The organism is Pseudomonas sp. YeP6b (assembly GCF_025642995.1).
Classification (GTDB): domain Bacteria; phylum Pseudomonadota; class Gammaproteobacteria; order Pseudomonadales; family Pseudomonadaceae; genus Aquipseudomonas.
Genome location: NZ_CP080090.1, coordinates 1552503 through 1565847 on the forward strand (window position 1 = coordinate 1552503; position 13345 = coordinate 1565847).

The following is a 13345-nucleotide window of genomic DNA, read 5'->3' on the forward strand; positions in this document are numbered from 1 at the left end:
CGCGATGGGCCAAGATGATGGCCCATGGCGGCGGCCCACGGTCCAAAGCCGGGGTGAGGGCACCGAGCCTAAGCGAGGTGCCGAGTGGTGGGGCAAGAGCCCTTTTGGTTACTTTGGGGCTCTTTTTCCAAAAGTGACCCGCTGTAAGAGCGGAACCAATATCGGCCATCACCCAAATAACGGATATGTACCCAGCGCCCCCGCGACAACCAAAGAATAACCCATAAAAAGATGTGTAGATACCTATGCTGCAATGGCGGTGCATCAGCCACTGATGTGTTGGCTGGCAGACCGCTATCTCAGGCAAACCAGCTCCCACATTTCAGAGCACGTGGGGTCAGCTGATCTTGTGGAGGTAGGCGGGAATCGGTTGTTCCGGTAGCACCGACAACACCTTCAAACGCTGCAACATACGCTGACTGGCCCGTTGCAAATGCTCACGCAAATTCAGCGCCGCCGCATCGAAGGCGCCGTGCAGCAATAGCTCCAGAATCAAGCGATGTTCGGCGAGCATGGCGGGATCTGCGCCTATCCCCAGTAAACGGTAGAAAATTCGGCTGATGATCATCGGGCTCTGGCCCTGGCGAATCAGCGCGGCGATCTTGCGGTTTTGCAGGCCGGCCAGGCAGCGCTGGTGCAAGTCCTCCTCGATCTGCTCGATGGCTTGCAGGCTGCACTGCGGGCTTTGCTGGGCCTCCAGCACGCGCTGCAACATGGCCTCAAGCATCTCGCGGTCCAGGTTTGGCGCGCTCTGGCGCAGGGCTTCGGGTTCCAGGCAGGCGCGCAGTTCATAGTCTTCGGTGACTTCGCGCGCGGTCAGCGGCCCCGCCAGCCATTGGGAGTAAGGCTCTTTTTCCACCAGGCCACGGTCGCGCAGGCGCATCAGCGCTTCACGCACCACGGCGCGGCTGACACCGTAGTGGTCGGCGGCGGCTTGCTCGTCCAGGCGGTAATGGCCGAAGGCGATGCAGGTGGACAGCGCCGCGCCGATTTCCTCAACAATCCGCTCGCCCAGCGGCCGGGTGTCTACCAGCTCGTCGTCGCCATTAAGGCCCAGGTGTGCATGGCTCAGCGGCAGGCGCAGCGGCTCCATGACCAGGCCTTCGGGGTTGATCAGGTAACCGCGTCCGTTGAAGCGGCAGATCAGGCCTTCATCGTGCAGCAGGTCCAGCGCCTTGCGCACCGGCACGCGGCTGGTGCCGAACAGCTCGGCCAGCGGCGCTTCCAGCAAGACCAGCCCGTGGCGGGCGGTGCCGTTGACGATGGCGTCACGCAACACGGTGTGAATCATCGCGTAACGGGAAGCGGAGGCGGACGCTGCTTTCATCTGCTTCTCTAGGTAAAGAGTGGATGGGTTTGTAGGAAAGTGGCTACGGATTCTCTCATAGTTGCCGCTGTCACTCTGCGCCACGGTGGTGGCACTTTTTTGGGGCCTTACCCGTCACGTTGTTACTTTTCTGCACCAAAATGTATTGATTAATAAAAGATACATTATTTCATTCAAGGTCTGTTCCAGCACCTTCATCCGATATTTTTGCCGCCTACAAAACCATCTAGTCCGTAGCTCCAGGCAATAAAGCGCATTCGCGAAAAATGCGTGTTGAGAGACTGGCACGAAAGCTGCCTTTGTAAAACGTACATTTTAATAATATGTACGTTTTAAGAGGGTCATCTTGATGTCAGACGCCACCTCAATGGCCGAAGCTTTTGCCAGTGGTCGCAGCGACCCGGTGCAGGTCCTCGAACAGGCACTGGTTCACGCGAGCCTGGCCCCCAGCGTGTTTATCTCCCTGACGGCCGAGCGTGCCCGCCGAGAAGCTGAAGCCAGCGCCGCTCGTTGGCGTGCCGGCCAGCCGTTGAGCGTGTTCGATGGTGTGCCGCTGGCCTGGAAAGACCTGTTTGACGTCGCCGGCAGCATTACCACCGCCGGCGCCAACTACCGTCGCGAGGCGCCAGCCGCGTTGCTCGACGCGCCGAGCGTGGGGCTACTGTGTCGCGCCGGGATGGTCAGTATCGGCAAGACCAACCTCAGTGAACTGGCGTATTCCGGCCTGGGCCTGAACCCGCATTTCGGCACGCCCTACAACCCGAGCGGCAGCGATCAACCGCGCATTCCCGGCGGTTCATCCTCGGGTTCGGCCGTTGCCGTGGCCGCGGGTATCGTGCCGATCGCCATGGGCACTGACACCGCCGGTTCGATCCGCATCCCCGCAGCATTCAATGGCGTAGTGGGCTACCGCAGCAGCAGCCGGCGCTACAGCCGCGACGGCGTCTTCCCGCTGGCGCACACCCTCGACAGCCTCGGCCCGCTGACCCGCAGCGTGCGCGATGCGCTGACGATCGACGACCTGCTCAACGGCCGTGCGCAAACCCACACCGCCCGCAGCCTCAAGGGCCAGCGCTTTGTGCTTGAGCAGGGCACGCTGGAAGACATCGAGCCGGCCGTACGCAATAACCTGCTGCGCGCGGTGGACCAACTCAAGGCCGCGGGCGCGCTGATCGAGGTGCGTGCGTCCGCCACCTTCCAGGCCACCCTCAACCTGATCAAGCAGGACGGCTGGCTCGGCTCATTCGAAGCCTTCGCCCTGCACGAAGCCTTGCTCGACAGCCGCGACGCCGAGCAACTCGACCCGCGCGTACGCCGCCGCCTCGAAGCCGCGCGCGCACTGCCCGCCAGCCAATTGCTGCACCTGATCGACGCGCGCTGCCGCTTGCAATACCAACTGGTCGACGAACTCGACGGCGCCTTCCTGATTACCCCCACCGTCGCTCATGTCGCACCGCCGTTGGCCGCCCTGGAGGCAAACGATGACCTGTTCGTGAAAACCAACCTCGCCACCCTGCGCCTGACCATGCCCGGCAGCTTGCTCGACATGCCGGGCGTTGCCCTGCCCAGCGGCCGTGATGCCCTGGGCTTGCCCACCGGGCTGCTGCTCAGTGCCCCGACGGGGGAAGACGCGCGGCTGTTGCGCGCGGCGTTGTCCGTCGAATCCGTAATGACTATTTAAGGAGACACACCATGGCTAAAGACATCCTCTGTGCATTTGGCGTCGACGTAGACGCAGTCGCCGGCTGGCTCGGTTCCTACGGCGGCGAAGACTCGCCGGACGACATCTCCCGTGGCCTGTTCGCCGGTGAAATCGGCGCGCCGCGCCTGCTCAAATTGTTCGAACGCTACGGCCTGCGCTCCACCTGGTTTATCCCTGGCCACTCGATGGAAACCTTCCCGGAGCAGATGAAGGCGGTGGCCGATGCCGGTCACGAAATCGGCGTGCACGGCTACAGCCACGAAAACCCTATCGCGATGACGGCCGAGCAGGAAGAAATCGTCCTGGATAAGTCCATCGAACTGATCACCCAAGTCACCGGCAAACGCCCGACCGGCTACGTCGCGCCCTGGTGGGAATTCAGCAAGGTCACCAACGAGCTGCTGCTGAAAAAAGGCATCAAGTACGACCACAGCCTGATGCACAACGACTTCCACCCCTACTACGTGCGCAAGGGTGACAGCTGGACCAAGATTGACTACAGCCAGCACCCCGACACCTGGATGAAACCCTTGGTGCGCGGCGAAGAAACCGACCTGGTGGAGATCCCGGCCAACTGGTACCTCGACGACCTGCCGCCAATGATGTTCATCAAAAAAGCCCCCAACAGCCACGGCTTCGTCAACCCGCGCCACCTGGAAGAAATGTGGCGCGACCAGTTCGACTGGGTCTACCGCGAGCACGAACACGCGGTGTTCACCATGACCATCCACCCCGACGTGTCCGGCCGCCCGCAAGTGCTGCTGATGCTCGAGCGTTTGATCGAACACATCCAGAGCCATGCCGGCGTGTGCTTCGTCACCTTCGACGAAATCGCCGACGACTTTATCCGTCGCCAACCGCGTTCCTGACCCTTAGCCCACACCCCCGAGGCGCGATCTATGTCCATCTACAACAAGCTTGACCTGACTGGCTGGAAACCCCGGCAACTGACGTCCAAGGAGGTGCGCTTCGCCACCTGGATCGCGTTTTTCGCCTGGGTGTTTGCGGTGTACGACTTCATTCTGTTCGGCACCTTGCTGCCGGAGATCGGCCGACACTTTGGCTGGGGTGAAGTGGAGCAAGCTGAGATCGCGACCTGGGTGGCGGTGGGCACGGCGGTGGTCGCCTTTGCGATTGGCCCTGTCGTCGATAAGTTGGGGCGGCGCACAGGCATTATTGTCACCGTGGCCGGTTCCGCGCTGTGCTCGGCGCTGACGGCGATTGGCGGGGCGTGGGGTAAGTCGCCGCTGATTCTGATCCGTTCGTTGGGCGGCCTGGGCTATGCCGAGGAAACCGTCAACGCCACGTATTTGAGCGAGCTGTATGGTGCTTCTGAAGACCCGCGCCTGACCAAACGTCGCGGGTTTATCTACAGCCTGGTGCAGGGCGGCTGGCCGGTCGGTGCATTGATCGCCGCCGGTTTGACCGCGCTGCTGCTGCCGATTATCGGTTGGCAGGGTTGCTTCATCTTTGCCGCTATCCCGGCCATCGTGATTGCGATCATGGCGCGCAAGCTTAAGGAAAGCCCGCAGTTCCAGATACACCAGCGCATCAGCGAGCTGCGTAAAAGCGGCGCGGTGAAAGAAGCGCAAAACGTCGCCGTGACCTACGGCGTGGACTATGACGAACACAGCAAGGCCGGCCTCAAAGCCGCCTTCCGTGGCCCGGCTCGCCGCGCCACGCTGGTGATCGGCGCCGCGCTGTTGCTCAACTGGGCGGCGATCCAGGTGTTCAGCGTGCTGGGGACTTCGGTGATCGTCAGCGTGCACCACCTCTCGTTCGAGAACTCGCTGATCATCCTTGTGCTGTCGAACCTGGTGGGTTACTGCGGCTACCTGACCCACGGCTGGATGGGCGACAAGATCGGCCGTCGCAATGTTATCGGCTTGGGCTGGATGCTCGGCGGCCTGGCGTTTGCCGGGATGCTGTTTGGCCCCAGCAATATGCCCATGGTGGTCGGGCTGTACAGCCTGGGCCTGTTCTTCCTGATCGGGCCGTACTCGGCGGCGCTGTTCTTTATCAGCGAGAGTTTTCCTACCAGCATCCGCGCTACCGGCGGCGCGATCATCCATGCCATGGGCCCGATTGGTGCGGTGGTCGCCGGCTTCGGCGCCACCCAAGTGTTGTCCGCCGGCAGTGACTGGCAGACCGCCGCGCTGTGGTTCGGCGCGCTGCCGTGCTTTTTGTCCGGCGCCTTGATGTTTGCCGCCCGCCATGTGCGCCCGGAAACCGTTCAGTAAGGAGTGTTTGATGAGCCGTAAAGTTGCCTTGATTACCGGTGCCGCCAGCGGCATCGGCCAAGCCCTCGCCGTGGCCTATGCGCGCAGCGGCGTGGCGGTGGTGGGCGGGTATTACCCGGCTGACCCGCATGACCCGCACACCACCGTGGCCCAGGTAGAAGAAGCCGGTGGTGAATGCCTGATGTTGCCGCTGGACGTGGGTGATACCGCCTCGGTAGACGCGCTGGCCGCGCAAGCCGTGCAGCATTTTGGCCGCCTCGATTACGCAGTGGCCAATGCCGGTTTATTGCGGCGTGCGCCGTTGTTGGAGATGACCGATGCGTTGTGGAACGAGATGCTCAATGTCGACCTGACGGGGGTGATGCGCACCTTCCGCGCGGCCACCCGGCATATGGGCGAGGGCGGGGCGCTGGTGGCGATTTCGTCGATTGCCGGCGGTGTGTATGGCTGGCAGGAGCACAGCCATTACGCCGCGGCCAAGGCCGGCGTGCCGGGGTTGTGCCGGTCGCTGGCGGTGGAGTTGGCGCCGTTGGGGATCCGTTGTAATGCGGTGATTCCGGGGTTGATCGAGACGCCGCAGTCGTTGGATGCGAAGAACTCGTTGGGGCCTGAGGGGTTGGCGAAGGCGGCGCGGGCGATTCCGTTGGGCCGGGTTGGGCGGGCGGATGAGGTGGCCTCGTTGGTGCAATTCTTGACCAGCGATGCGTCGAGTTATTTGACCGGGCAAAGCATCGTCATCGACGGTGGCTTGACTGTGCGCTGGCCGGACTGACTCCACGCTCTGCAAAAAAGGTGGGAGCTGGCTTGCCTGCGATGGCGGTGGAACAGTTGAAATATTTGTAGCTGACCCGCCGCTATCGCAGGCAAGCCAGCTCCCACAGTGGACCGTGTTTGCCTTAGGAGATTCTGCATGCATCAACTCACCCACCGCCGCGCCGTCATCACCGGTGCCGGCAGCGGCATCGGCGCTGCTATCGCCCGCGCCTACGCCGCCGAAGGCGCGCGGCTGTTGCTGGCCGACCGCAACGCCGCCAGCCTTGCCGAAACTGCCATCTCATGCCGCAACCTCGGTGCCGAAGTGTTCGAATGCCTGGCTGACGTCGGCACTGTCGAAGGCGCCCAGGCCAGCGTCGACCGCTGTGTCGAGCACTTCGGCGGCATCGATATTTTGGTCAATAATGCTGGCATGCTTACCCAGGCGCGTTGCGTCGACCTCTCTATCGAGATGTGGAACGACATGCTGCGAGTCGACCTCACCAGTGTGTTCGTGGCCAGCCAGCGCGCCTTGCCGCACATGCTTGCGCAGCGCTGGGGGCGGATCATCAATGTGGCCTCGCAACTGGGCATCAAGGGCGGCGCCGAGCTGACCCACTACGCCGCCGCCAAGGCTGGCGTGATCGGTTTCACCAAATCCCTGGCGCTGGAAGTGGCCAAGGACAACGTGCTGGTCAACGCCATTGCGCCGGGCCCTATCGAAACGCCGCTGGTGGGCGGCATCAGCGCCGACTGGAAGCGCGCCAAGGCCGCCGAATTGCCCCTGGGCCGTTTCGGCCTGGCTGATGAAGTGGCGCCCACCGCCGTGCTGCTCGCCAGTGAACCGGGCGGCAACCTGTTCGTCGGCCAGACCCTGGGCCCGAACTCCGGCGATGTCATGCCATGAGCGAGGTGTAGCCATGTGCGGACTCTGCGGCTTGCTCGGTGAAGACCTGCACTGGAGCGACCCCTTAGGTGATGAACTGCCACGGCGCCGCGAACGCTTGCGCCGGATCGCTGCGATCAACCAAGTGCTGGCGGTGTTCCGGCTCAAGGTCGAAGACTTCCAGGGCGCGTCGTACCTGCTGTTGGGCGCCACCGGCAAGCAAGAACTGGCGAGTGGCCTGGATCAACTGTGGCAGGCGGCTGAAAACATGCTCGGGCGCCCGCTGGACCCGCTGGATCCGCGCTTGCTTGATCACTTGGAGTCATCATGAGCATCGCCCTCAATGTCATCACCGGTTTCCTCGGCAGCGGCAAAACCACCTTGCTCAAGCGTCTGCTACAAGGCGAAAGCCTTGGCGACACCGCGTTGCTGATCAACGAATTCGGCGATGTCGGCATCGACCATCTGCTGGTGGAAGAAGTGGCGCCGGACACCGTGCTGCTGCCCAGCGGCTGTGTCTGTTGCTCGATCCGTGGCGAGCTGAAAGACGCGTTGCTCGGCTTGCTACAACGGCGTGAGCGCGGCGAAATTCCGGCGTTCAAACGGGTGATTCTTGAGACCACCGGCCTGGCTGATCCGGCGCCAATCCTCGCCACGCTGAACAACGACGTGCAGCTGCGTGGGCGTTTCCATATTGGCCTGGTGATTACGTTGGTCGACGCCAGCCACGCTACCCTGCAAGAACGCCTGCACCCGGAATGGCTGGCCCAGGTCGCCGCTGCAGACCGCCTGTTGCTGAGCAAGACCGACCTGGCCGGCGACTGTGATGCACTGCGCGCGCACTTGCAGGCACTCAACGCCGGTACGCCGATCCTCAATACCCATGAGGTTCACAGCGGCGACCAACTGCTGCTCGGCGAAGGGTTGCGCAGCGCCGAACCGGCTGTTGAAGTCAGCCGTTGGCAATTGCACCAAACCACCACCGCCACCCACGGCGCGGCGCAAGTGTGCTGCCTGAGCTTCGACCAGCCGCTGGACTGGGTTGGCTTCGGGGTGTGGTTGTCGATGCTGCTAAGATGCCACGGCGAACGAATCCTTCGCGTCAAAGGACTGCTCAACGTGAACGCAAGCTCGGCCCCTATCGTCATTCATGGCGTGCAGCATTGCCTGCATGCCCCGGTGCACTTGCCCGCGTGGCCGGGCACCGACCGCCAATCGCGGCTGGTGTTTATCCTGCGTGGCCTCGACCCGGCGCTGTTGCGGCGTTCCTTTGAAGTGTTCTCCCGACGGTTTGCCGCATGATCACGTTACGCGTGCTCGGTACCTCCGTAACCTTGCTGGAATGTTTGCGCGTGCGCGCCGAACAGGAATTGGGTATTCGCCTGGTGTACCAGGTACACGACGTTGCGCAGGCCCAGCGCATCGCGGTGATGCAGCCCGACAGCTACGACCTGTACGACCAGTGGTTCCACAACGTCGACTTCGTGTGGCCGGCGCGCGCGATCCAGCCCATCGACACGCGGCGAATCGCGCTGTGGCATGAGATCAACGACCTGCCCAAGCGCGGTCGCTTGTCGGCCAACGATCGCTTGGGCAGCGGCAGCGTGCCCAGTGAGCGCCTGTTCGTGCAGCACGACGGCAGCCTCGGCAGCACCGTGACCGATCGCATCAGCATGCTGCCGCTGACCCACAACGCTGACAGTTTTGCCTACCGCCCCGAACGTTTGCCCGAAGGCTTCAGCCACGGCAATGAAAGCTGGGGCTGGCTGCTTGACCCGGCCTGGCGTGCACGCACCGCGTTGCAAAGTGATGCCGCGATTGGCGCCCTGGACGCCGCGTTGGCAGTGCAAGGCGCGGGGCTGGCGCAGTTCAAGGACATCGGCAATATGAGCATCGAAGAGATCGATGTGCTCGCCGACATCCTGGTGCGCAAGCAGAAGGGAGGGCACTTTGCGGCGTTCTGGTCGGACGATGAAGAGGCGGCGCAGTTGATGCTCAGCCCCAGCATCGATATCCAGAGCCTGTGGTCGCCGACCTTGATGCGTTTGCACCGTGCCGGGGTGAAGTACCGGCTGGCGGTGCCCCGCGAAGGCTATCGGGCTTGGTTTGGCGGGTTGTCGTTGTCACGCCATGCCCAGGGCTCGGTGTTGGATGCGGCTTACGCTTATCTGAATTGGTGGTTGTCCGGCTGGCCTGGGGCGGTCATGGCGCGCCAGGGCTATTACATCGGCAACCCGGCGCGTACGCGCGATCATTTGAGCAGTGCCGAGTGGGATTATTGGTATGCTGGCAAGCCTGCCCGGGAGGAGTTGTTGGGCAGTGATGGTTTGCCGTTGATTGATGTCGGCGATGTGCGCGATGGGGGTTCCTATGCGCAACGCATGGGGCACATTGCGGTGTGGAACTCGGTGATGGATGAGCACAATTATCTGGTGCGCCGGTGGGGGGACTTCATGCGGGCGCGCACCGCTTAGATCAATGAGTGCCATGGCGTCAATAGACTGACGATGATGTTCCTGTCTTTGTTGGGTGTACTTATCCCAAGTCCCAGCTAATCTGCTAAAACAAAATATCCAATAAAAATAGATGTTTTTTTGACGCCAGGGCAGCAGTCGCCAGGAACACGTATGACAAAGGGACGGATTGGCAAAGAACGGCGAACGCTGCCGGAGGGCACGGCAATGCAGTGGCGCCACACCTTCCAAACCCGCATAGCCGGGGTGTTGGCGCTATTGCTGCTGGTGGTTATGGCCGCCACCTATTTTGCGGTCAAGGCCGCCACTACTCGCGCGGTAGAAAACCAGGCACAGGTGCAACTCACGACCGGCAGCCAAGTGTTCGAGCGCCTGCTGGACCTGCGCGGGCGGCGCCTGCAATACGGGTTGGACTGGCTGACTGTCGACGGGCCCTTCAAGCAAGCGGTGATCGAGGGCAAGACCGAATCGATTCAGGCGGCGCTGCGTCGCCATGGCACGGGCCTGCACTCCAGTGAGGTATTTGTGTTGAGCCTGGATGGCAAGGTGATCGTCAGCACCTTACCCGTACTGACCTACGGCCAGTCGTTTCCCTATGAGGAGGCTTTGCGCCATGCGCGGCGCAGTGGCCAGCAGATGCTCATCGTCGCCTTGGACGGGCAACCGTATTTGCTGGTGCAGGATGAAGTGCTCGACCCCGAGCCCATCGCTCGCGTGGTCATGGGTTTCCCCATGGGCAAGTTGTTCGCCAATGAGCTGCGCTCCATGAGCAACCTTGAAGTGTCGTTCCTCAGCGTGCAGGACGGCCGCGCGGGCGAGCTGTTCAGTACCCAGCCCGAGGCCTACCAGACCACCGTCATCAGTACGCTGCGCGAAGCACACCTGAACCCTGAAGCCCAGATCTCCGTGTTTTATGGGCAGCGTGTGCTCAGCCAGGTGCTGCCGTTGGCCAACACCGGCGATGGTGATGAGGTACGCGTGTTGCTGCAAAGCCCGCTCGACCATGCGCTGGAGTCCTTTGCGCCGCTGGACCGGCAGTTCCTCGGGATCGCCCTGGCGGTGCTGTTGGTGTCGCTGGCGGCGGCGTTGCTGCTCGCGCGCCGCGTATCGCGCCCGCTCAACGCCTTGGTCGAGGCCGCCGAACGCATTGGCGCCGGTGACTACCGCACGCCGGTGCGGGTGCGCAGCCACGATGAATTCGGTTTGCTCGCCCGCGCCTTCAATGCCATGCAAAGCGGTATTGCCGTGCGCGAGCGCCAACTGGCGCATAACGCCCTGCATGACCCGCTCACCGGCTTGCCCAATCGCGCCCTGGCCATGGAACGCCTGGGCAGTGCGATCAGTGCGCGGCGGCCCGTGGTGTTGCTGTACCTGGGGATTGAAAACTACCGGGTGATCAACGAAGGCTTCGGCCCCCAGGGTGTAGAGGAAATGCTCCGTGAAGCCAGCCGATGCCTGTCCATGAGCCTGCTGGCCAGCGACACCGCCGCGCGCATTGCCGGCAGTGAGTTTCTGCTGTTGCTGGAAAATACCGAGATCGACCGTGCCGTGGCCCGCGCCGACCGCTTGTATGGGCTGCTCACCGAACCCCAGCGCATCGGGCATGACGAAGTGCGTCATGAAGTCAGCATCGGCATTGCCGCATACCCCACCGACGGCCAGCAGGTGGAAGAGCTGATCAGCCGCGCCGCGATCGCCCGGCATGATGCGGCGAGCCTGCCCGGGCATCTGCAGATCTACCAGCAGGACCGCGACCTGGCGCACCAACGCCAGATCACCTTGATCCGCGACCTGCGCCGCGCCGCCATCGAAGGCGAATTGTTCCTGTGCTACCAGCCCAAACTCGACCTCAACCATGGCCATGTGCACCAGGCCGAAGCCTTGCTGCGTTGGCAGCACCCAACCCTGGGCCAGGTGTCCCCTACCGAATTCATTCCCTTGGCCGAGCGCACCGGCAGCATGGGTGGCTTGACCTTGTGGGTGATCGAGGAGGCGATCCGGCAAATCGCTGATTGGGCACAGCGTGGTTTGCACATGCAGCTCTCGGTGAATATTTCGGTGGACGATCTGGGCGATGATGACCTGGCCATTCGCGTCACCGCGTTGCTGGTGCAATACAACGTATTGGCCGAGCAGTTGATCTTCGAGATCACCGAAAGTGCGATCATGCACAACCCGCAGCAGGCCCTCAGCGTGCTGGAGCAACTGCGCGGCTGTGGCATCAGCCTGTCGGTGGATGACTTCGGCACCGGCTATTCATCCCTGGCGCAATTGCAGCGTTTGCCGGTGCAGGAATTGAAGATCGACCAGTCCTTCATCCGCAACCTCGACAGCGCCAGCGGTGACGGCGTGATCGTGCGTTCGACCATCGAAATGAGCCACAACCTGGGGCTCAAGGTGGTGGCCGAAGGCGTGGAATTTGAGCCCAGCCTGAAGCTGCTCAAACAGTGGAAGTGCGACACGGCCCAGGGTTACCTGATCAGCCGGCCGTTGACTGCCATGGCGTTTGAGATGTGGATGCGGCGTGAGCGCGTACCGACTTAACCGCGGTTTAAACCACCAGGGTTTGCAATAACGCCCATAGCCTTTCGACATGCGCGCGTTCGGTGCCCAGAGCGCCGATGGACACGCGCACCATCCAGCGTTCGTCGAGGATGGCGGGGGTGACGTAGGCGCTGCCTGACTGGTTAAGCCTGTCTGCCCAGGCACGCGTGTGATTATCCAGCGCCTCGCCGTTCAACCCTGGCGGTTCATGGCGAATACACAAGGTTTGCAGGGCGGGCGCGGCCACCAGCTTCCAGTGCTCGCTGCCTTCAATTTGCTCCGCCAGCCAGCGTGCATTGGCCAGGTCTCGCCGTAGCCGCGCTTGCAGTCCGCTGACGCCCTGCTCACGTATCAGGAACCACAGCTTCAGGGCGCGGAAGCGGCTGCCCAGGGAAATCCGCCAGTCGCGGTAGTTTCTGACTTGGCCGTCGGCGTTGGACTGCAGGTAGCTCGGGTTGGTGGTCATGATGCGAATCAAATGCTCGGGGTCGCGAACAAAGTACACCGAGCAATCGAAGGCTGCGCCCAGCCATTTGTGCGGGTTGAGGACCAGGGAATCCGCTTTTTCGATGCCATTCCACAGTGCCCGGCACTCCGGCAGGATCATCGCGGCGCCGGCCATGGCCGAGTCGACATGCAGCCACACGCCATAGCGTTGGGTGAGTTCGCCAATCGCATCCAGAGGGTCGATCGCCATGGCCGCCGTGGTCCCCGTGGTGGCAATCACCACGCAGGGCCGGTTGCCGGCGGCCAGGTCCTGTTCGATCGCTTGCGCCAATGCCTGCGGCGACATAGCGTTGTGTTCGTCGGTGGCTACCGTGCGGATATTGTTCTGGCCGAATCCGGCCAGGATGGCCGCCTTGTTCACCGAACTATGCGCGTGGGCGGAGGTGTAGACGATCAGCGGTGCGCCGCGGGTTTGCAGGCCGTCATGCATCAGTGCGTACTGGGAGCTACGTTCCCTGGCGCTGATGAGTGCCACCAGGGTGGAGGTGGATGCAGAGTCCTGGATCACACCGCTCCATTCACGGCTCAGGCCGATCATGTCGCGCAGCCAATCGGTGGTGACTTCTTCAATTTCGGTGAGCGCCGGGCTTGATTGCCAAGACAACCCCACGACACCCAGGCCGGTGCTCAGGCAATCGCCCAGCACTGAGGACAGCTCCACATTGGACGGGAAGAAACCGAAAAAACTTGGATGCTGCCAATGCAGCAGCCCGGGCATGATCAGTTTTTCCACATCGCCCATGATGTGTTCGAACGGTTCGGCGCTTTCAGGTGGGCTCACCGGCAGGGCGGCTTTGATTTCGCCAGGTACCGTGGTGGGTTGTACGCCGCGCTGCTCTATATTTTGTCGATAGTCTGCGATCAGGTCGATCATGGCGTAGCCATGGCGACGGAATTCCTCGGGTGTCATAA

11 protein-coding genes are annotated in these 13345 nt (G+C 62.4%); 9 read left to right on the plus strand and 2 right to left on the minus strand.

All coding sequences use genetic code 11. The annotated features are described in order from the left end of the window. Window positions 1-337: 337 nt before the first annotated feature. Window positions 338-1327 carry a GntR family transcriptional regulator gene (locus KZH41_RS06960; RefSeq protein WP_094952998.1) on the minus strand — a complete coding sequence of 330 codons (990 nt, stop codon included), beginning with the start codon at window positions 1325-1327 and terminating at the stop codon, window positions 338-340. Window positions 1328-1676: 349 nt separating this feature from the next. Here KZH41_RS06960 and KZH41_RS06965 point away from each other — a divergent pair, with 349 nt between their 5' ends. From KZH41_RS06965 to KZH41_RS07005, 9 genes are all read left to right on the plus strand, one after another. Then, a complete protein-coding gene (locus tag KZH41_RS06965) occupies window positions 1677-3008 on the plus strand; it encodes an amidase (RefSeq protein ID WP_263274574.1) in 1332 nt (443 codons plus the stop codon). 11 nt (window positions 3009-3019) lie between these two features. Then, window positions 3020-3898 carry a polysaccharide deacetylase family protein gene (locus tag KZH41_RS06970; RefSeq protein ID WP_263274575.1) on the plus strand — a complete coding sequence of 293 codons (879 nt, stop codon included), beginning with the start codon at window positions 3020-3022 and terminating at the stop codon, window positions 3896-3898. Window positions 3899-3928: 30 nt separating this feature from the next. Next, window positions 3929-5269, plus strand: a complete 1341-nt coding sequence (locus KZH41_RS06975) for an MFS transporter (RefSeq protein ID WP_242154601.1) — start codon at window positions 3929-3931, stop codon at window positions 5267-5269. 10 nt (window positions 5270-5279) lie between these two features. Beyond that, a complete protein-coding gene (locus KZH41_RS06980) occupies window positions 5280-6041 on the plus strand; it encodes an SDR family NAD(P)-dependent oxidoreductase (protein WP_094952995.1) in 762 nt (253 codons plus the stop codon). Window positions 6042-6179: 138 nt separating this feature from the next. Beyond that, the gene (locus tag KZH41_RS06985; protein ID WP_094952994.1) at window positions 6180-6929 is read left to right on the plus strand and encodes an SDR family NAD(P)-dependent oxidoreductase; all 750 of its coding nucleotides are present in this window, start codon (window positions 6180-6182) and stop codon (window positions 6927-6929) included. Window positions 6930-6942: 13 nt separating this feature from the next. Further along, entirely contained in the window at window positions 6943-7239 is a 297-nt protein-coding gene (locus KZH41_RS06990; RefSeq protein ID WP_094952993.1) for a hypothetical protein, read from the plus strand. Next, window positions 7236-8210, plus strand: a complete 975-nt coding sequence (locus KZH41_RS06995) for a CobW family GTP-binding protein (RefSeq protein WP_094952992.1) — start codon at window positions 7236-7238, stop codon at window positions 8208-8210. The genes KZH41_RS06990 and KZH41_RS06995 overlap by 4 nt, the downstream gene beginning before the upstream one ends. Beyond that, a complete protein-coding gene (locus KZH41_RS07000; RefSeq protein WP_094952991.1) occupies window positions 8207-9382 on the plus strand; it encodes an ABC transporter substrate-binding protein in 1176 nt (391 codons plus the stop codon). The genes KZH41_RS06995 and KZH41_RS07000 overlap by 4 nt, the downstream gene beginning before the upstream one ends. 207 nt (window positions 9383-9589) lie before the next feature. Next, window positions 9590-11926: a putative bifunctional diguanylate cyclase/phosphodiesterase gene (locus KZH41_RS07005; protein ID WP_094952990.1), complete on the plus strand. Its 2337-nt coding sequence runs from the start codon at window positions 9590-9592 to the stop codon at window positions 11924-11926. A gap of 7 nt (window positions 11927-11933) precedes the next feature. Here the strand turns inward: KZH41_RS07005 and KZH41_RS07010 are convergent, their stop codons facing one another. Further along, window positions 11934-13343: a pyridoxal phosphate-dependent decarboxylase family protein gene (locus KZH41_RS07010; RefSeq protein ID WP_263274576.1), complete on the minus strand. Its 1410-nt coding sequence runs from the start codon at window positions 13341-13343 to the stop codon at window positions 11934-11936. Between the last annotated feature and the right edge of the window lie 2 nt (window positions 13344-13345).